The organism is Streptomyces sp. SCA2-17 (assembly GCF_044336695.1).
On sequence record NZ_CP117521.1, the window covers coordinates 4,441,803 to 4,459,799 of the forward strand.

The 17,997-nt window shown below is 71.5% G+C and carries 17 protein-coding genes; 13 read left to right on the forward strand and 4 right to left on the reverse strand.

What is annotated here, in order from left to right:
• Nucleotides 1-149: 149 nt before the first annotated feature.
• The 9 genes from atpB to PS271_RS20320 all read left to right on the forward strand — a co-directional run bounded on the left by atpB (nucleotide 150) and on the right by PS271_RS20320 (nucleotide 7,831).
• On the forward strand, nucleotides 150-944 hold the full coding sequence (atpB, locus tag PS271_RS20280; RefSeq protein ID WP_120753740.1) for a F0F1 ATP synthase subunit A: 795 nt from the start codon (nucleotides 150-152) through the stop codon (nucleotides 942-944).
• Between the two features lie 76 nt (nucleotides 945-1,020).
• Nucleotides 1,021-1,272: an ATP synthase F0 subunit C gene (gene atpE / locus PS271_RS20285; protein WP_087926250.1), complete on the forward strand. Its 252-nt coding sequence runs from the start codon at nucleotides 1,021-1,023 to the stop codon at nucleotides 1,270-1,272.
• Nucleotides 1,273-1,313: 41 nt separating this feature from the next.
• Nucleotides 1,314-1,883, forward strand: coding sequence for a F0F1 ATP synthase subunit B (locus PS271_RS20290; protein WP_106679179.1), 570 nt, complete (start codon nucleotides 1,314-1,316; stop codon nucleotides 1,881-1,883).
• Nucleotides 1,880-2,695: a F0F1 ATP synthase subunit delta gene (locus PS271_RS20295; protein ID WP_398383544.1), complete on the forward strand. Its 816-nt coding sequence runs from the start codon at nucleotides 1,880-1,882 to the stop codon at nucleotides 2,693-2,695. Before PS271_RS20290 ends, PS271_RS20295 begins: the two co-directional genes overlap by 4 nt.
• A 137-nt stretch (nucleotides 2,696-2,832) precedes the next feature.
• A complete protein-coding gene (gene atpA / locus PS271_RS20300) occupies nucleotides 2,833-4,404 on the forward strand; it encodes a F0F1 ATP synthase subunit alpha (protein WP_235484414.1) in 1,572 nt (523 codons plus the stop codon).
• A 2-nt stretch (nucleotides 4,405-4,406) separates the two neighbouring features.
• Nucleotides 4,407-5,339, forward strand: a complete 933-nt coding sequence (locus PS271_RS20305) for a F0F1 ATP synthase subunit gamma (RefSeq protein WP_398383547.1) — start codon at nucleotides 4,407-4,409, stop codon at nucleotides 5,337-5,339.
• On the forward strand, nucleotides 5,339-6,781 hold the full coding sequence (gene atpD / locus PS271_RS20310; protein ID WP_398383549.1) for a F0F1 ATP synthase subunit beta: 1,443 nt from the start codon (nucleotides 5,339-5,341) through the stop codon (nucleotides 6,779-6,781). Before PS271_RS20305 ends, atpD begins: the two co-directional genes overlap by 1 nt.
• A 114-nt stretch (nucleotides 6,782-6,895) precedes the next feature.
• On the forward strand, nucleotides 6,896-7,267 hold the full coding sequence (locus PS271_RS20315) for a F0F1 ATP synthase subunit epsilon (protein ID WP_120753745.1): 372 nt from the start codon (nucleotides 6,896-6,898) through the stop codon (nucleotides 7,265-7,267).
• A gap of 117 nt (nucleotides 7,268-7,384) precedes the next feature.
• On the forward strand, nucleotides 7,385-7,831 hold the full coding sequence (locus PS271_RS20320; protein ID WP_398383551.1) for a DUF2550 domain-containing protein: 447 nt from the start codon (nucleotides 7,385-7,387) through the stop codon (nucleotides 7,829-7,831).
• A 21-nt stretch (nucleotides 7,832-7,852) separates the two neighbouring features.
• On the opposite strand, the gene PS271_RS20325 is transcribed toward PS271_RS20320, so the two are convergent.
• From PS271_RS20325 to PS271_RS20335, 3 genes are all read right to left on the reverse strand, one after another.
• Nucleotides 7,853-10,171 (reverse strand): glycosyl hydrolase family 18 protein, encoded by a 2,319-nt coding sequence (locus tag PS271_RS20325; protein ID WP_398383553.1) that lies wholly within the window; start codon nucleotides 10,169-10,171, stop codon nucleotides 7,853-7,855.
• 81 nt (nucleotides 10,172-10,252) lie between these two features.
• Nucleotides 10,253-10,942, reverse strand: coding sequence for a response regulator (locus PS271_RS20330; protein WP_398383555.1), 690 nt, complete (start codon nucleotides 10,940-10,942; stop codon nucleotides 10,253-10,255).
• The gene (locus PS271_RS20335; protein WP_398383557.1) at nucleotides 10,939-12,135 is read right to left on the reverse strand and encodes a sensor histidine kinase; all 1,197 of its coding nucleotides are present in this window, start codon (nucleotides 12,133-12,135) and stop codon (nucleotides 10,939-10,941) included. The genes PS271_RS20330 and PS271_RS20335 overlap by 4 nt, the downstream gene beginning before the upstream one ends.
• Nucleotides 12,136-12,294: 159 nt before the next feature.
• Here PS271_RS20335 and PS271_RS20340 point away from each other — a divergent pair, with 159 nt between their 5' ends.
• A complete protein-coding gene (locus tag PS271_RS20340) occupies nucleotides 12,295-12,834 on the forward strand; it encodes a hypothetical protein (RefSeq protein WP_398383559.1) in 540 nt (179 codons plus the stop codon).
• Between the two features lie 12 nt (nucleotides 12,835-12,846).
• Here the strand turns inward: PS271_RS20340 and PS271_RS20345 are convergent, their stop codons facing one another.
• The gene (locus PS271_RS20345) at nucleotides 12,847-13,419 is read right to left on the reverse strand and encodes a cob(I)yrinic acid a,c-diamide adenosyltransferase (RefSeq protein WP_120753751.1); all 573 of its coding nucleotides are present in this window, start codon (nucleotides 13,417-13,419) and stop codon (nucleotides 12,847-12,849) included.
• A 250-nt stretch (nucleotides 13,420-13,669) separates the two neighbouring features.
• Here PS271_RS20345 and PS271_RS20350 point away from each other — a divergent pair, with 250 nt between their 5' ends.
• The 3 genes from PS271_RS20350 (at nucleotide 13,670) to PS271_RS20360 (ending at nucleotide 17,949) form a co-directional block, all read left to right on the forward strand.
• A complete protein-coding gene (locus PS271_RS20350; RefSeq protein WP_398383562.1) occupies nucleotides 13,670-14,518 on the forward strand; it encodes a 3-hydroxyacyl-CoA dehydrogenase family protein in 849 nt (282 codons plus the stop codon).
• 182 nt (nucleotides 14,519-14,700) lie between these two features.
• Nucleotides 14,701-15,012: an STAS domain-containing protein gene (locus PS271_RS20355; RefSeq protein WP_356277275.1), complete on the forward strand. Its 312-nt coding sequence runs from the start codon at nucleotides 14,701-14,703 to the stop codon at nucleotides 15,010-15,012.
• A 213-nt stretch (nucleotides 15,013-15,225) separates the two neighbouring features.
• Nucleotides 15,226-17,949 carry a P-loop NTPase family protein gene (locus PS271_RS20360; RefSeq protein ID WP_398383563.1) on the forward strand — a complete coding sequence of 908 codons (2,724 nt, stop codon included), beginning with the start codon at nucleotides 15,226-15,228 and terminating at the stop codon, nucleotides 17,947-17,949.
• Nucleotides 17,950-17,997: the final 48 nt, after the last annotated feature.

The window sequence follows — 17,997 nt, forward strand, 5'->3', positions numbered from 1 at the left end:
GATGCCCGCGACCGGCCCCGCGCCGATCGACCGCCCCCCCATCCGCAAGACCAGTCCAGTGCCGTTCCGCGGCTTCGAGCCGTGCCGACACAACGAGGTTGCCGTACCTATGCGCCACGCTGAAGGAGCTCGCGGTGAGTGCTAACGAGATGCTCGCCTTCGAGACCAACTGCCACATCTTCGACGGGTGCGGCTTCCCGGCCCCAGGCCTCAACTCCTTCCTGTTCGAGCCGCTCTTCACTGTCGGTGGGATCGAGTTCAACAAGCCCATGCTGCTGGCCGTGCTGACCACGGTCATCGTCATCGGCTTCTTCTGGGCGGCGTTCGGCCGGGCCAAGGTGGTCCCCGGCAAGCTGCAGATGGTCGGTGAGGCGGGTTACGACTTCGTGCGCCGCGGCATCGTCTACGACTCGCTCGGCAAGAAGGAGGGCGAGAAGTACGTCCCCTTCATGGTCTCGCTGTTCTTCTTCGTCTGGATCATGAACCTCTGGTCGATCATTCCGGTCGCCCAGTTCCCGGTGACGTCGATCATCGCCTTCCCGGCGGCGCTCGCACTGATCGTCTACGTCCTGTGGATGTTCCTGACGTTCAAGAAGCACGGTTTCGTCGGCGGCCTGAAGAACATCACGGGCTACGACAAGTCGCTGGGCCCGATCCTCCCGCTCGCGGTGACCCTCGAGTTCTTCTCGAACGTGATCATCCGCCCCTTCACCCACGCGGTGCGGCTCTTCGCCAACATGTTCGCCGGCCACCTGCTGATCCTGATGTTCACCATCGCCAGCTGGTACCTGCTGAACGGGATCGGGATCGCGTACGCGGGCGTCTCCTTCGTGATGACGATCGTGATGACCGCCTTCGAGCTCTTCATCCAGGCCGTCCAGGCGTACGTCTTCGTGCTGCTGGCCACCAACTACGTCCAGGGCGCGCTCGCAGAGCACCACTGAGCACCCCCGCTCCCCAGACCAACAGTCGTCCGGTGGCCAACCCCCACCGGTCCGTGAAAGAGAAGGAAGAACGAGCATGTCTGCTGCTCTCCAGACCATCGCCGCTGGTGTCGAGATCAAGGGCAACCTGGGCTCGATCGGCTACGGCCTGGCCGCGATCGGCCCCGGCGTCGGCGTCGGCATCGTCTTCGGTAACGGCACCCAGGCCCTGGCCCGCCAGCCCGAGGCCGCCGGCCTGATCCGCGCCAACCAGATCCTCGGCTTCGCCTTCTGTGAGGCGCTCGCCCTGATCGGTCTGGTCATGCCGTTCGTCTACCCGTCCGCCTGATCACAGCCTGACGACCACTGTTTTCGACGGAAGGCATTGATGTGAATCCCCTGGCAGTCCTGGCGAGCGAGGGGGAGCTGGAGAACCCGCTCCTGCCCCCGCTCCCAGAGCTCGTCATCGGCCTGATCGCCTTCGCCATCGTCTTCATCTTCCTCGGCAAGAAGCTCCTCCCGAAGATCAACCAGACTCTGGACGAGCGCCGCGAGGCCATCGAAGGCGGCATGGAGAAGGCCGAGGCCGCCCAGGCCGAGGCGCAGCAGGTGCTCGAGGACTACCGGGCACAGCTCGCCGACGCCCGCCATGAGGCCGCCCGCATGCGCCAGGAGGCGCAGGAGCAGGGTGCGTCGATGATCGCAGAGATGCGGTCCGAGGGTGAGCGTCAGCGCGAGGAGATCATCGCTGCCGGCCACGCCCAGATCGAGGCCGACCGCAAGGCCGCTTCGGCCTCGCTCCGCCAGGACGTGGGCAAGCTCGCCGGCGACCTGGCCGGCCGGATCGTCGGCGAGTCCCTCGCCGACGCGGCCCGGCAGAGCCGGACCATCGACCGCTTCCTCGACGACCTCGAGGCCAAGGCGGCGGCCGGTGCGACGAAGGCAGAGGCGAACCGATGAGCGGAGCGAGCCGGGAGGCGCTGGCCTCCGCACGTGAGCGCCTCGACGCGCTGGCGGACAACACGTCCGTGGACGCGGCGAAGCTCGCCGAGGACCTTGCCGCGGTCACCGCGCTGCTGGACCGCGAGGTGTCGCTGCGCCGGGTCCTGACCGACCCGGCGCAGGCCGGCGAGGCCAAGTCCCAGCTGGCCCAGCGGCTGCTCGGCGGCCAGGTGGGCGGCGAGTGCGCCGACCTGGTCTCCGGGATGGTCCGCTCCCGCTGGTCGCGCTCGCGCGACCTGGTGGACGCCATCGAGGAGCTGGCCTCCGGCGCCGAGTTCATCGCCGCCGAGCGCGCCGGTGTCCTGGACGACGTCGAGGACGAGCTGTTCCGCTTCGGCCGGATCGTCGCCTCCAGCTCCGAGCTGCGGGCCGCGCTGACGGACAAGGTCGCGAACCGCTCGGCGAAGGCCGCCCTGGTGCGCGAGCTGCTGGGGGGCCGGGCCAATCCGGTCACCGAGCGACTCGTTGTCCGCCTTGTGGCACAGCCGCGGGGCCGTAGCCTGGAGGCGGGGCTGAACGCCCTCTCCAAGCTGGCGGCCGATCGCCGGGACCGTGTGGTCGCGGTGGTCACGTCCGCGGTGCCGATGAGCGACGCCCAGAAGCAGCGGCTCGGCGACGCCCTCGCCAAGCTGTACGGGCGCCGCGTCCACCTCAACCTGGACATCGACCCCGAGATCCTCGGCGGTGTGCAGGTGCGGATCGGCGACGAGGTCATCAACGGCAGCATCGCGGACCGCCTCGCCGAGGCGGACCGGCGGATGGCCGGCTGACAGCCACCAACTCAAGAGCATGACTGACGGCCCGAGTTGGGCCGACGGTGTCCTCCGGGGGCCAGCAGCGCGAGCTGCGGAAACCGGCCTCCGGAGAAGAAATACTTCGGGCCCAACAAGGAGAGCAGGGAACCCAGATGGCGGAGCTCACGATCCGGCCGGAGGAGATCCGGGACGCGCTGGAGAACTTTGTCCAGGCGTACAAGCCGGACGCGGCCTCGCGCGAGGAGGTCGGTACGGTCAGCGTTGCCGGCGACGGCATCGCTAAGGTCGAGGGCCTTCCCTCGGCCATGGCGAACGAGCTGCTGCGGTTCGAGGACGGAACCCTCGGTCTCGCCCTCAACCTCGAGGAGCGCGAGATCGGTGCGGTCGTCCTCGGCGAGTTCAGCGGCATCGAGGAGGGCCAGCCGGTGCAGCGCACCGGTGAGGTGCTCTCCGTCGCGGTCGGCGAGGGCTACCTCGGCCGCGTCGTCGACCCGCTGGGCAACCCGATCGACGGCCTCGGCGAGATCGCGACCGAGGGACGGCGCGCCCTTGAGCTGCAGGCCCCCACGGTCATGCAGCGCAAGTCGGTCCACGAGCCGATGGAGACGGGCTACAAGGCCGTCGACGCGATGACCCCGGTCGGCCGTGGTCAGCGTCAGCTGGTCATCGGTGACCGCCAGACCGGCAAGACCGCGCTGGCCGTCGACACGATCATCAACCAGCGCGACAACTGGCGCACCGGCGACCCGAAGAAGCAGGTCCGCTGCATCTACGTCGCCATCGGCCAGAAGGGCTCGACCATCGCCTCCGTGCGCGCGGCGCTGGAGGAGGCCGGTGCGCTGGAGTACACGACGATCGTCGCCGCTCCCGCGTCCGACCCGGCGGGCTTCAAGTTCCTCGCCCCCTACACCGGCTCGGCCATCGGTCAGCACTGGATGTACCAGGGCAAGCACGTCCTGATCGTCTTCGACGACCTGTCGAAGCAGGCCGACGCCTACCGCGCCGTCTCGCTGCTGCTGCGCCGCCCGCCGGGCCGCGAGGCCTACCCGGGTGACGTCTTCTACCTGCACTCGCGTCTGCTGGAGCGCTGCGCCAAGCTCTCCGACGAGATGGGTGCCGGCTCGATGACCGGTCTGCCGATCGTCGAGACCAAGGCCAACGACGTCTCGGCGTTCATCCCGACCAACGTCATCTCCATCACCGACGGCCAGTGCTTCCTGGAGTCCGACCTGTTCAACGCCGGCCAGCGCCCGGCCCTGAACGTCGGTATCTCGGTCTCGCGTGTCGGTGGCTCCGCCCAGCACAAGGCCATGAAGCAGGTCTCCGGCCGGCTCCGCGTGGACCTCGCCCAGTTCCGTGAGCTGGAGGCCTTCGCGGCCTTCGGTTCCGACCTGGACGCGGCCTCCAAGGCCTCGCTGGAGCGCGGTAAGCGCATGGTCGAGCTGCTGAAGCAGGCGCAGTACGCCCCGTACTCCACCGAGGACCAGGTCGTCTCCATCTGGGCCGGCACCACCGGCAAGATGGACGACGTCCCGGTCGAGGACATCCGCCGCTTCGAGCGCGAGCTGCTGGACTTCCTGCACCGCGAGCACAAGGGCCTCATGACCTCCATCCGTGAGGGCGGCAAGATGTCCGACGACACGCTGCAGGCCGTGGGCGACGCGATCGCGTCCTTCAAGCAGCAGTTCGAGACCTCGGACGGCAAGCTGCTGGGCGAGGGCTGAGCATGGGTGCCCAGATCCGGGTCTACAAGAGGCGGATCAAGTCCGTCTCCGCGACCAAGAAGATCACCAAGGCGATGGAGATGATCGCCGCCTCGCGCATCGTCAAGGCGCAGCGCCAGGTGGCCGCATCGACTCCGTACGCCAGTGAGCTCACCCGGGCAGTGACCGCGGTTGCCACCGGGTCCACCACCAAGCACGCCCTGACCACCGAGGCGGAGAACCCGGTCCGGGCCGCGGTGCTGCTCGTCACGAGCGACCGCGGTCTGGCCGGCGGGTACTCCGCGAACGCCATCAAGGCGGCGGAGACGCTCACCGAGCGCCTCCGGGCCGAGGGCAAGGACGTCGTCACGTACATCGTCGGCCGCAAGGGCGTCGCGTACTACGGCTTCCGGGAGCGCCCGGTGGCGGAGTCCTGGACCGGTTTCACGGACAGCCCGGCCTACGCCGATGCCAAGCGCATCGCGGGGCCGCTGATCGAGGCCGTTCAGAAGGACACCGCCGAGGGCGGCGTGGACGAGCTGCACATCGTCTTCACCGAGTTCGTCTCGATGATGACGCAGACGCCGGTCGACAACCGCCTGCTGCCGCTGAGCCTGGAGAAGGCCCCGGTGGAGCAGGAGGCCACGGAGGCTTCGGCGCCCGGCAGGCTCATGCCGCTGTTCGACTTCGAGCCGTCGGCCGAAGGGGTCCTCGACGCACTGCTTCCGCGGTACGTGGAGTCCCGGATCTACAACGCGCTGCTGCAGGCCGCCGCTTCCGAGCACGCCGCCCGCCGCCGTGCGATGAAGTCCGCGACCGACAACGCAGAAGAGCTCATCAAGTCGCTCACGCGGCTTGCCAATGCGGCCCGACAGGCCGACATCACCCAGGAAATCAGCGAGATCGTCGGTGGCGCCAGCGCTCTGGCCGACGCGACCGCGGGGAGTGACAACTAATGACGACCACTGTTGAGACGGCCGCCGCCACGGGCCGCGTCGCGCGGGTCATCGGCCCCGTCGTCGACGTGGAGTTCCCCGTCGACGCGATGCCGGAGATCTACAACGCTCTGCACGTCGAGGTCGACGACCCGGCCGAGGAGGGCGGTCGCAAGACCCTGACCCTCGAGGTCGCCCAGCACCTGGGTGAGGGCCTGGTCCGCGCGATCTCCATGCAGCCCACCGACGGCCTGGTCCGCCAGGCCCCGGTGACCAACACCGGCACGGGCATCACCGTCCCCGTCGGTGACGTGACCAAGGGCAAGGTGTTCAACACCCTGGGCCAGGTCCTCAACGAGGACCCGTCCTCGGTGGCCGACGCCGAGCGCTGGACCATCCACCGCAAGGCCCCGGCCTTCGACCAGCTCGAGTCCAAGACCGAGATGTTCGAGACCGGCCTGAAGGTCGTCGACCTGCTGACCCCGTACGTCAAGGGCGGCAAGATCGGTCTGTTCGGTGGTGCCGGTGTCGGCAAGACCGTGCTGATCCAGGAAATGATCATGCGTGTGGCGAAGCTGCACGAGGGCGTTTCCGTCTTCGCCGGCGTCGGTGAGCGCACCCGTGAGGGCAACGACCTCATGGTCGAGATGGAGGAGGCCGGCGTTCTCGACAAGACCGCGCTGGTCTTCGGCCAGATGGACGAGCCCCCGGGCACCCGTCTGCGCGTGGCCCTGGCCGGTCTGACCATGGCGGAGTACTTCCGCGATGTGCAGAAGCAGGACGTGCTGTTCTTCATCGACAACATCTTCCGCTTCACCCAGGCCGGTTCCGAGGTCTCCACCCTGCTGGGCCGCATGCCCTCCGCGGTGGGTTACCAGCCGAACCTCGCGGACGAGATGGGCATCCTCCAGGAGCGCATCACCTCGACCCGTGGTCACTCGATCACCTCGATGCAGGCGATCTACGTCCCCGCGGACGACCTGACCGACCCGGCCCCGGCGACCACCTTCGCCCACCTGGACGCCACGACCGTGCTGTCGCGTCCGATCTCGGAGAAGGGCATCTACCCGGCGGTCGACCCGCTGGACTCGACGTCCCGCATCCTGGACCCGCGCTACGTCGCGCAGGACCACTACGACACCGCCATGCGGGTCCGCGGCATCCTGCAGAAGTACAAGGACCTCCAGGACATCATCGCGATCCTCGGTATCGACGAGCTCGGCGAGGAGGACAAGCTCGTTGTCCACCGCGCCCGTCGCGTCGAGCGCTTCCTGTCGCAGAACACCCACGCGGCGAAGCAGTTCACCGGTGTCGACGGCTCCGACGTCCCGCTGGACGAGTCGATCTCGGCGTTCAACGCCATCTGCGACGGTGAGTACGACCACTTCCCCGAGCAGGCCTTCTTCATGTGCGGTGGTCTCGAGGACCTGAAGAAGAACGCCAAGGAGCTGGGCGTCTCCTGAGCCCCGTGCTCGTCCGCTGCCGGGGGCGGGGCGCTCCCGCCCCCGGCAGCCACGTCCCCTATTCTTTGACCCAACACCTGTCGTGCCCGGCAGGTGAAGACCCGAGGAGCCACGTTGGCTGCTGAGCTGCACGTCGAGCTGGTCGCGGCGGACCGAAGCGTCTGGTCCGGCGAGGCCACTCTGGTCATCGCGCGTACCACATCGGGTGACATCGGCGTCATGCCCGGCCACCAGCCGCTGCTCGGTGTGCTGGAGTCCGGCCCGGTGACCATCAGGACCGCCGACGGCAATGTCGTCGCCGCGGTGCACGGCGGGTTCATCTCGTTCGCGGATGACAAGCTCTCGCTGCTCGCCGAGGTCGCGGAGCTCGCCGATGAGATCGACATCCAGCGTGCGGAGCGGGCGCTGGAGCGTGCCAAGTCGGCGGCGGACGCCGCCGCCGAGCGGCGCGCCGACGTCCGGCTGCGAGCGGTCGCGGGGCACTAGCCCACGGCCCGATGAGTTCGTCCCTCAGCCGCGGACCGCACTGGAACATTCCAGGGCGGTCCGCGGCTGAGGTAATACAAGCCCGTTGCTCTAGATGATGCGAGGAGGTCGGTGGAGATGGTCCTCGCTCTGCTCGTGAGCGGCGTCGTCGTCCTGCTGGTGCTGGTGGGACTCTTCGTCTTCGGGCTGCGGAGGCGCCTGATCCAGCGCTCCGGCGGTACGTTCGACTGCAGTCTGCGCTGGAACGTCCCGGAGCAGGGCCCCGCGGACGGCAAGGGCTGGGTGTACGGCGTCGCCCGCTACAACAGTGACCGGATCGAGTGGTTCCGGGTCTTCTCGTACGCACCGCGGCCGCGGCGGATGCTGGAGCGCGCGTCCATCGAGGTGCTGGAGCGGAGGTCGCCTTTCGGCGACGAGGAACTGGCGCTCCTGTCGGACGCGGTCATCCTCATCTGTCTGCACGAGGGCACGCGGCTGGAGCTGGCGATGAGCGAGGATGCCCTGACGGGCTTCCTGGCATGGCTGGAGGCAGCGCCTCCGGGCCAGAGGGTGAACGTGGCGTAACCCCCCGGCCCGGGGCCCACGTCACCGCAGGCCGTTGTCGACAGCCGTCATCAGCGTGCCGCTGTCACCCGACATCTCCCAGATCATCACGCCGCCCAGGCCCTTCGGCTTGAGCCAGGCCGTCTTCTTGCCGATCGACCAGGCGTCGTCGAACGTCCACCACTGCCCGTTGCCGCCGGTGTAGCCGTACGTGGCCACCGACTGCTCGTCGTGGTAGACCGTGAGGCCCGCGACGGAGGCGATCAGGTTGTCGTAGCCGCGCGTCCCCGACTCCTCCGGGAACTGGCCGGGCGCCGCCCCGTTCGCCGTCTGCCAGGCGCCGTGCGCGCCGCCGTCGGCGACCTGCTGCCAGCCGCGGCCGTAGAAGGCGAGCCCGAGCACGACCTTCTTCGGGTCGACCCCGGCGTCGAGGTAGGTCTTCACGGTCTTCTCGACGCTGAACTTCGTCGTGTACGGGTCCTTGGCGTCCTCGTAGAGGTTCCCCTGGTGGCCCGTGCGGTTCGGCTCCCAGCTGTTGTCGCTGCCGGAGCCGTGGAAGTCGTAGCCCTGGACGTTGGCGAAGTCCATGGAGTCGAAGACGCTGGGCGTGCCGTCCTTGGTGGTGATGTCCCAGCCGGCCTCGATCTTCGCCGGGTCGGCCGGCGTGAAGGCCGTGAGCAGGTAGTGCTTGCCGGTCGTCGCGCTCAGGGCGTCGAGCTGGCGGCGGAACTCGGCGAACAGCAGGGTGTTGTTCGCCTTGTCGTCCTTCGAGACGTGGTTGCCGGCGTGGCCGTCGGAGCCCGGCCACTCCCAGTCGATGTCGAAGCCGTCGAAGATGCCCGCGGCCACGCCGGTGCCGCCGCGGCCGTTGGTCACCGGCAGGTTGCCCTTGATGTACATGTCGATGCAGGACTTCACGAACTTCTGCCGGGAGGCGTCGCTCTTCGCGACGTCCGAGAAGTACTTGCTGTAGGTCCAGCCGCCGATGGACATATTGATCTTGAGGTCGGGGTGCTTGGCCTTGAGCTTCTTCAGCTGGTTGAAGTTGCCGGCCAGCGGCTGGTCCCAGGTGTCGCCGGCGCCGTCGACGGATTCGCCGGCGCCGAAGCCCTTCTCGTAGTCGGCCCAGGAGTCGCCCGCCCCGTCACCCTGGCTGGGATCCTGCGGGTTGGGCGTGGTGGCCTTCGTCACGCCATTGAGGCACGTGAGGTCCGTGGGATGGATGTTGGAGAAGGAGTAGTTGATGTGGGTGAGCCTGGCGGCGGCGCCCGTGCTCTCCAGTGACTTCACGGTGTAGCCCCGCCCGTAGATGCCCCACTGCACGAAGTAGCCCACCTTGGCGTAGCCCGCGCCGGGCTGGGGCTGCCCGCCGCCCGTCGTGCGCACGGTCAGCGGCGGGCTCGCCTTTCCGGTCTGGTCGGCGGTGTCGCGGGCGATGACGGTGTACGTGTAGTCGGTGCCGGGGGTGAGGCCGGTGTCGGTGTAGGCGAGCTTGGTGACCGTCGCGGCCTTCACCGTGCCGCGGTAGACGTCGTAGCTCTTGATGCCCTTGTCGTCGGTGGCGGCGGGCCACTTCAGCGAGACGGAGGTGTCGGTGACCGCGGTGGCCTGCGGGGTGCCCGGGGCGGTCGGCGGCTTGTCGGTGCCGCCGCCGCTGCCCGTGCGGAGCGTGGCGGACGGGCTCGCCGGGCCCGTCTGGCCGGCCGAGTCGCGGGCGACGACCTTGTACGTGTAGTCGGTGTCCGGGCTGAGGCCGGTGTCGGTGAAGGCCGTGCCGGACACCGTGCCGACGACGCTGTCGCCGCGGTAGACGTCGTAGTTCTTGACGGCCTTGTCGTCGGTCGCGGGGGCCCAGGTCAGCGCGATGCTGTTCGCGGTGACGCCGGTGGAGGAGGGCTGCCCGGGGGCGCTGGGCGGGGTGTCGGCGGAGGAGCCGTCGCAGGGACCGCCGTCGAGCTTGCAGCCCGCCGGGGCGCCGTCACCGGAGGCGACGAAGCCGAAGGTGACGCTCGCGCCGGGCGCGATGGTGCCGTTGTACTCGCGGTTCTTCGCGGTGAAGTGCGAGCCCGAGCTCGTGAGCAGGGCGTCCCAGTAGGCGCCGACCGTGGTGGCGGCGGGGAAGTCCCACTCGACGGTCCAGGCGCTGATGGCGCTCGTGCCGGTGTTCTTGACGGTCCACTCCGCCTGGAAGCCCGTGCCCCAGTCGGAGGTCTTGGCGAAGGTGGCCGTCGCGGAGGGGGCGGCGTGGGCGGGGGCCGCCGCCAGGCCGACGAGGGCGGTGGCGGGGAGGGCGAGTGCGGCCAGGGCGACCACGGCTCTCCGTAAGGTGCGTCCGATGCTTCCTGAGGTTCCTGTGCTCAAGGGGGTGCTCCTCGGCGAGAGGTGCTGACAGGTGGGGGGTGCACAGTTGCTCGGGGAGCGTAGAAAGGTCCGTACCAATGGTCAAGAGGACTGGACCAGTCCCCATTCCCGGGCCCGCACCGCCGCTTGCACCCTGCTGCGCAGCTCCAGCTTGCCGAGCAGCCTGCTGACGTGCGTCTTCACCGTCGCCTCCGCCATCTCCAAGCGGCCCGCGATCTCCGCGTTCGACAGCCCCTCGCCCAGCGCGGCCAGCACCTCGCGCTCGCGCCGCGTCAGCGACTCCAGCCCCGCCGGCTCCGGGGCCCCCGCCCGCTGCCCGTGCCCGGGGCGCGCGAACTCGGCGATCAGACGGCGCGTCACCGCGGGGGAGATCAGCCCCTCGCCGCCCGCCACGGTCCGCACGGCCGCGATGAGCTCCGCGGCGTCGCTGTCCTTGAGCAGGAACCCGGACGCGCCCGCGCGCAGCGCTCCGAACACGTACTCGTCCAGGTCGAAAGTGGTCAGCACCAGGACGTCCGCCGACTGCTCGGCGACGACCTGCCGCGTCGCCGACACCCCGTCCAGGCGCGGCATCTGCACGTCCATCAGCACCAGGTCCGGGCGCAGCTCGCGGGCCAGCCGGACGGCCTCCTCGCCGTCGGCCGCCTCCCCGACGACCTCGATGCCGGGCGCCGAGCGCAGGATGAGGACCAGCCCGGAGCGTACGGACGCCTGGTCCTCGGCCACGAGGACGCGGATGCCCCGGCCTTCCCCGGTGGGTGTGGTGGTCACGGTGCTCCCTCTTCCCGTACGGGCAGCACCGCCCGCACATGCCATTGTTTGCCGTCCGGGCCGGCCACCGGGCCCGCCTCGAACTCCCCGTCCAGCAGGGCCACCCGCTCGCCCATGCCGACCAGCCCCGCCCCCGAACCGGGCGCGCGCGGCCCCGGCCCGTCGCCGAACACGCTGCTCACCTCCACCGCCAGGCGCCCGCCGCCCTCGCGCGCCAGACGCACCGTCACCGGCCCCGGGGCCGCGTGCTTGACGGCGTTGGTGAGCGACTCCTGGACGATGCGGTACGCGGCGAGCTCGATCGGCGCGGGCAGGGGGCCCGGCCCCCGGGCGTCGTCCAGGGCGAAGCGGAACCGGTCGTCGCGGACGGCCTTGCGGGCGTGGGCGAGGAGGGCGTCCACGCCGTCGAGCCGCGGGGTCGCCGCGGGCTCCTCCGCGCCGCCCTCCTGCCGCAGCAGCCCGATGAGCCGGCGCATCTCGGCCAGGCCCTGCACGCTGTTCTCCCGGATCACGGTGAGCGCCTCCCGCGACGCCTGCTCCTCCCCGATCGACAGCGCCGCGCTGGAGTGGATCGCGATCGCCGACAGGTGGCCCGCGACCATGTCGTGCAGCTCGCGCGCCATGCGGGCCCGCTCGGCGCCCACGGCCTCGCGGCGGTCCATCTCCGCCAGCAGCGCGGTCCGCTCGGCCTCCAGCCGGGCCGCGCGGGCGGCGTCGCGGTGCCGGCGGACGCTCGCGCCGGTCCACGCCGGCGCCGCGATCAGCACCCCGCAGCCGAAGCCGATCAGCAGCGCCTCGGGCTTGCGGAGCACCGCCACGGCCAGCAGCGTCCCCAGCACGGTCAGCACCTCGGCGACGCGGGGGATGCGCCGGGCGACGGACGGGCGGCCGTAGAGCACCGCCGCGTAGACGATGTCCGTGTACATGGCGATCGTCGCGATGAGCGAGCCCGTGCAGATGTCGAGGGCGAGCGTGAGCGTGCCGATGGCGAGGGCCGTCAGCGGGGCGCTGCGCCGCAGCAGCTCGGCGCCGCACATGACGGCCAGCGCGACGAGGGACAGCCGGCCGGGGACCGCGGCCAGCGGCGGGTTGTTGTGCAGGCCGAGGAACCACAGCACCAGGCCGCCGAGCAGGCCCGTGGCCGCGATGAGGACGGCGTCGCGGTCGGGGCGGGCGGGCAGGCGGACGGACATGCGTCCATCACAGCATGCGGCGGAGGGGGCGGGGACGGGCCGGAGGAGGGTGCGGCGGAGCGCGCACTACATCGAACGATGCAGCGCGGAATCGTCGTACGCGACGACGGATCCGCCGGTCGCGGCAGGGAGCCTGGAAGGGAGGCAAGGGAGAGAACCGTGATCGTCACGCTGATCGTCGCCTGCGAGGTCGGCTTCTGGGTGCTCCTGGCCGCCGGGCTGAGCCTGCGGTACCTGGCCAGGATGCCCCGCGCGGGAATCGCCGTGCTGCTGCTGGAGCCCGTACTGGAGCTCGTCCTGCTGATCGCCACCGCGATCGACCTGAAGAACGGCGCGGAAGCCGACTGGAAACACGGGCTCGCCGCGGTCTACCTCGGCTACTCCGTCGGCCTCGGCCACGCCACGATCAAGTGGGTCGACGTCCGCTTCGCCCACCGCTTCGCGGGCGGCCCGCCGCCGGTCAAGCCGCCGAAGTACGGCCGCGAGCGCGCCGTCCACGAGTGGAAGACGGCCGGCCGCTGGCTCCTGTCCTGCGCGGTCGCCCTCGGCCTCCTCCAGGTGGCCGTCTGGTACGTGGGGGACGGGGGCGACACCAGCTCACTGCGCGACTGGCAGACGAAGGCGCTGCTCGTGGCCGGGATCAACCTGGTGATCGCGACGAGCTACACGATCTGGCCGAAACAGCAGCCGAAGAGCTGACCCCGGCCGGCGTCAGCGGTTCTCGCCCGGGACCCAGAGCACGTCCCCGACCTCCTTGTTCGCCGCCCTTGCCAGGATGAACAGCAGGTCCGAAAGGCGGTTGAGGTACGTCGCCGTCAGCGGGTTCATGATGTCCGCGTGGAGCTCCATCGCCGCCCAGGTGGACCGCTCCGCGCGGCGGACGACCGTGCAGGCCTGGTGCAGCAGCGCCGCCCCCGGCGTCCCTCCGGGGAGGATGAAGCTGCGCAGCTTCTCCAGGTCCTCCAGGAAGTGGTCGCAGTCCGCCTCCAGCTTGTCGATGTAGGACTGCTCCACGCGCAGCGGCGGGTACTTGGGGTTCTCGGCCACCGGCGTGGCCAGGTCGGCGCCCACGTCGAAGAGGTCGTTCTGGATGCGGACGAGGACCCGGACGATCTCCGCGGGCAGCTGCCCGAGCGCGATGGCCACGCCGATCGCGGCATTGGCCTCGTTGGCGTCGGCGTAGGCCGCGATCCGGGTGTCGGTCTTCACGGTGCGGCTCATGTCGCCGAGGGCCGTCGTCCCGGTGTCACCGGTGCGGGTGTAAATGCGCGTCAGGTTGACCATGGGTACGAGCGTAACCACTGCCCGCCGCCCCGCCGAGGCCGACGCGCAACCGGCCCACCCCTGTGACGCCCGGGTCTCATGGGGCTCAACTGCACTGTGGGGACGGGCCAGTGGGCGCCCCGGTGTGATGTCCGTCATGGGGGACGTGACGCGCATCTCTTACCGCCCAACCGCGCCGCGACGGGCGCTAAGGTCCGGCCGAGAGAGTGCGTACAGAACAGATCTGAGCACAGGGAGTAAGGGGACAGCCGTGGCCAAGAAGCTCGCCGTCATCGGGGCCGGACTGATGGGATCCGGGATCGCGCAGGTGTCCGCCCAGGCCGGGTGGGACGTCGTGCTGCGCGACGTCACCGACGCGGCGCTGCAGCGGGGCACGGACGGCATCAAGGCTTCGTACGACAAGTTCGTCTCCAAGGGCAAGCTGGAGGCCGCCGCGGCCGAGCAGGCCCTGGCCCGCATCACCACCACCACGGACCTGGACGCGGCCGCCGACGCGGACATCGTGGTCGAGGCGGTCTTCGAGGACATCGACACCAAGCGGGACATCTTCCGCACCCTGGACGGCCTGGTGAAGGACGAGACGGTGCTCGCCTCGAACACCTCCGCCATCCCGATCACCAAGATCGCCGCGGCCACGCGCCGCCCCGAGCGCGTCGTCGGCGCGCACTTCTTCTCGCCGGTGCCGATGATGCAGCTGTGCGAGCTGGTCCGCGGCTACAAGACCAGCGACGAGACGCTGGCGAAGGCCCGGGAGTTCGCCGAGGGCATCGGCAAGACCTGCATCGTCGTCAACCGCGACGTCGCCGGCTTCGTCACCACCCGCCTGATCTCCGCCCTCGTCGTCGAGGCCGCGAAGCTGTACGAATCGGGCGTGGCCACCGCCGAGGACATCGACATCGCCTGCAAGCTGGGCTTCGGCCACGCGATGGGCCCCCTGGCCACCGCCGACCTCACCGGCATCGACATCCTCAAGCACGCCACGGAGAACATCTACACCGAGTGCCAGGACGAGAAGTTCGCCCCGCCGGAGGTCATGCGCCGCATGGTCGACGCGGGCGACCTCGGCCGCAAGAGCGGCCAGGGCTTCTACCAGCACTGAACCCGCGCCGACCGGGTAGCCGATATCTAGTTCACCCGCCCGGGTGAATTAGGTATCGGTTCGCCCATGAACGGCAACCTTGTCGTGTGAGAGCCAGTCAGTCCTTGAGAACCGCAAGCGCCACAAGAGCCGCAGGACGACACCGTCATCACGCACCATCGGACATCACTCCGGGAGCGCACATGCACATCAGGGGCGACCACGCCGAACTGGTCGTCGGCGGACGCCTCGACGTCCGCAGCGCGGCGGACGCCCGTACGGTCCTGCACTCCGCCCTCGACTCGGGCCGCGGCGACCTCGTGCTCGACCTCACCGAGCTGGACTCGTGGGACGCCACCGGACTCGGCGTCATCATGGGCGCCCACCGCCGCGCCGGCCGCACCGGCCGCCGCCTCGTCCTGCGCGGCGTGCCCGACCGGATGCAGCGGCTCCTCGTCGCCACCCGGCTGCACCGCATTCTGGCCATCGAAGGCGGCATCAGCGCCGCGTCATGAGACTGTGACGTGCCCCGGGCGGCGGGACCCCCGTCGCTTCGTGGATACTGTGCGCAGGTCTGAGGTTCGGTTTTCCCGCCGCTAAAGGGCCGCATAACAGAGCCCACGGCGGGCACCGATGAAGCGCCGGCCGGCACGCCCCGGCCGAGGGTTGAAGGAGTGGGGCAGGCCGGGAGGGCACACGGCACGCCACGCAATTGGGGGGCTTTCACCATGGACCCGACGAACCGACCCGAGGGATTCGGCGAGGGCGCGCACGAGTCCGCGGAGGGACCCGGCCCCGGCCTGCCCGGCACCGACGCCGGAGCCGCCGGGTCCGCCAGAGACACCGAGCAGGGAGCCCCCGGCCTCGCCCGCGTCGTCCGCCTCGTCGCCGGCGACTACGCCGTCACCGTCAACCCCGTCGACGGCAGCGAGATCGAGCCCTGCCTGCCCGCCGACGTGCCCCCGCCCCCCGGCCGGCACACCCCCGACGAGCGCGCCGAGCTGCTCCGCGCCGCCGCGCCCCCGCCGCCCGCCCGCCGGGCCGGCCCCGAACTGCCCCTGCTGCACCGCCAGGAGGAGCGCGAGCGGCTCACCCGGCTGCTCTCGCGCGGCCGCTCCGTCCGGCTGACCGGCCCCGCCGGCTCCGGCCGCAGCGCCCTGCTGGACGCCGTCGCCGCCGACTGCGCGGACCTCGCCCCCGACGGCGTCGTCCGCCTCACCGGCTACCACCGCACCGTCACCGACGTCCTGTACGACCTGTTCGCCGCCGTCCACCACGCGCCCCAGCACCGCCCCGACCGGGCCGCGCTGCTCGGCTTCGTGCGCGAGATCGGCGCCGTCGTCGTCCTGGACGACCTCGAATTCGGCGGCGCCGCCCTGGACGAGCTCCTCGACGCCACCCCCGAGTGCGCCTTCCTCTTCTCCGCCACCCCCGGCGTCGCCGCGCCCTCCGCCGACTCGCACGTCGAGGAGGTCTTCCTCGGCGGCCTCGACCGCACCGCCTGCCTGGAGCTCCTGGAGCTCTGCGTCGACCGGCCCCTCACCGACGGGGAGGCCGGCTGGGCGGCGGACCTGTGGTTCGAGTCCGAGGGCCTGCCGCTGCGCTTCGTGCAGGCCGGTGCGCTGCTGCGGCTGGGCGCTCAGGCCGGTGACGGCCGGCCGGGCGAGGCCCCGGCCGCCGACTCCGCCGCCGACGAGTTCGGCGTCGTCGCCGAGCGGCCCTACGTGGCCGCCGCCGAGGCCGACTCCGGCGCCGAGGCGGGCACGCCGCTGCCCTCCCTCGCCGAGGCCACCCGCCCGGCCGTCCCGCTCGCCTCCCGGCTCGGCGAGGCCGCCCGCGACACCCTGCGCTTCGCCCTCGCCCTCGGCGGCGAGGTCCCGCACCAGGCCCACCTGCCCGCCCTCGCGGGTGACACCCACGCCGACGCGGCCGTCGGCGAGCTGCTGGCCAGCGGCCTGGTCACCACCGTCGCCGGGCACTACCGCCTCGCCACGGGTGTCGCCGCCCAGCTCACCGACGCGGGCTACGGCAGCGGCGCCGCCGACCGCGCCCACGCCGCCGCCCAGCACTACGCCTGGTGGGCCGGCCACCCCTCCGTCACCCCCGAGCGAGCCGCCGCCGAGGCCGACGCGATCCTCGCCGCCCTCGCCGCCCTGGCCGCCGAGGGGAACCCCGCCCACCGCGCCGCCGCCGTCCTCCTCGCCCGCACCGCCGCGCCCGCCTTCGCCGCCGCCCTGCACTGGAGCGCCTGGGAGCGCGTCCTGCGCTACGGCCAGGAGGCCGCCCGGCGCGCTGGAGAGGTCGGCGAAGAGGCCTACTTCCACCACGAGTTGGGCGTCCTCGCGCTGTGCACCGGCAATCTCCAGCGGGCCCGCGCCGAGCTGGAGGCGTCGGTCGGCATGCGCGGCGTCATGGCGGACAAGCGCGGCGCCATAGCGGGCCGCCGGGCGCTCGCGCTGGTCGCCGACCGCTCCGGGTTCACCCCGGCCGGCCCGGCGGGCAGCCCCACGGGAGGCCCGTCCGCCACCGCGTCCCGCCCCGACGCCGGCCGCCCCGGCGGCGTGCCGCCCGTGGCGCCGCCGGCCGCGCCCCGGCCCTCCGGCGGGCCCGCCGGGCGCACGCCCGCGGGCGAGGAGATCCCGGCCGCCCGCAGCGAGCAGTCCGCGGTGCCGCCGTCCGTGCCCGCCGCCGCGTCCCCGGCGGCGCCCGGCGCCGACCCGGACCAGGTGGCGACCACGGTCATCGCCCGTCTCGCGGCCGAGCGCGAGCAGAAGCGGCGCGGCCCCGGGCGGCAGCCCTGGGCCCGGCAGATGATGATGGGCGGCGCCCGCCGCAACCTCGTCGCGGCCGGTGCGGGCGCCCTGCTCGCCGCCGTCCTCGGCACGGTCGTCACCCTGGGGATCACCTCCGGCGGTCAGGACGGGAAGTCGCCCGAACGGGTGAAGCCGGGGCAGTCCGCCTCGCAGCAGGACGGCGAGCCCGGCCTCACCGCCGACCAGCCCGGCCCGGGCGAGGCCGGACACGCCCAGGTGCCGGGCAAGCCCGGCAAGCCGGGCGGTTCGCCCGGTGCGGGCAGCTCCGGCTCGGCTTCGCCGGGCGCCTCCGGCAGCACGTCGCCGAGCGGCGCCCCGAGCGGGAGCGGCGAGCCGTCCGGTCCGCCGTCCTCGGGCGGCACGTCGCCCAGCCCGTCGCACTCGCCGAGCGGCAAGCCCTCGCACTCGGCGTCGCCGAGCGGCGGTGGGAGCGGTGGCAGCGGTCAGCCCTCGTCGAAGCCTCCGGCGACGCCGCCCACGCCCTCCACGCAGCCCTCCCAGCCCTCCGGCGGCGGGTCGAACTCCGCGAGCGGCCCCGCCTCGGGCGGCGGCAGCAGCCAGTCCGCCGCGAGCGGCCCGTCGGGCAGCAAGCCGGCCGACGGCAGCGGCAGCGGAAGCCCCGCCTCTACGGGGGCGTGAGCCCCTTCGCGGGAAACGCGAACGCCGGACGGCTGGTGAAGCCCGTCC

Coding starts and splice junctions, on each gene's coding strand:
- PS271_RS20320 (WP_398383551.1), top strand. CDS start 7,385: ATGGTCCTCGCTCTGCTCGTGAGCGGCGTCGTCGTCCTGCTGGTGCTG.
- PS271_RS20305 (WP_398383547.1), top strand. CDS start 4,407: ATGGGTGCCCAGATCCGGGTCTACAAGAGGCGGATCAAGTCCGTCTCC.
- atpB (WP_120753740.1), top strand. CDS start 150: ATGCTCGCCTTCGAGACCAACTGCCACATCTTCGACGGGTGCGGCTTC.
- PS271_RS20345 (WP_120753751.1), bottom strand. CDS start 13,419: ATGGTCAACCTGACGCGCATTTACACCCGCACCGGTGACACCGGGACG.
- PS271_RS20355 (WP_356277275.1), top strand. CDS start 14,701: ATGCACATCAGGGGCGACCACGCCGAACTGGTCGTCGGCGGACGCCTC.
- atpE (WP_087926250.1), top strand. CDS start 1,021: ATGTCTGCTGCTCTCCAGACCATCGCCGCTGGTGTCGAGATCAAGGGC.
- PS271_RS20360 (WP_398383563.1), top strand. CDS start 15,226: ATGGACCCGACGAACCGACCCGAGGGATTCGGCGAGGGCGCGCACGAG.
- atpD (WP_398383549.1), top strand. CDS start 5,339: ATGACGACCACTGTTGAGACGGCCGCCGCCACGGGCCGCGTCGCGCGG.
- atpA (WP_235484414.1), top strand. CDS start 2,833: ATGGCGGAGCTCACGATCCGGCCGGAGGAGATCCGGGACGCGCTGGAG.
- PS271_RS20335 (WP_398383557.1), bottom strand. CDS start 12,135: ATGTCCGTCCGCCTGCCCGCCCGCCCCGACCGCGACGCCGTCCTCATC.
- PS271_RS20295 (WP_398383544.1), top strand. CDS start 1,880: ATGAGCGGAGCGAGCCGGGAGGCGCTGGCCTCCGCACGTGAGCGCCTC.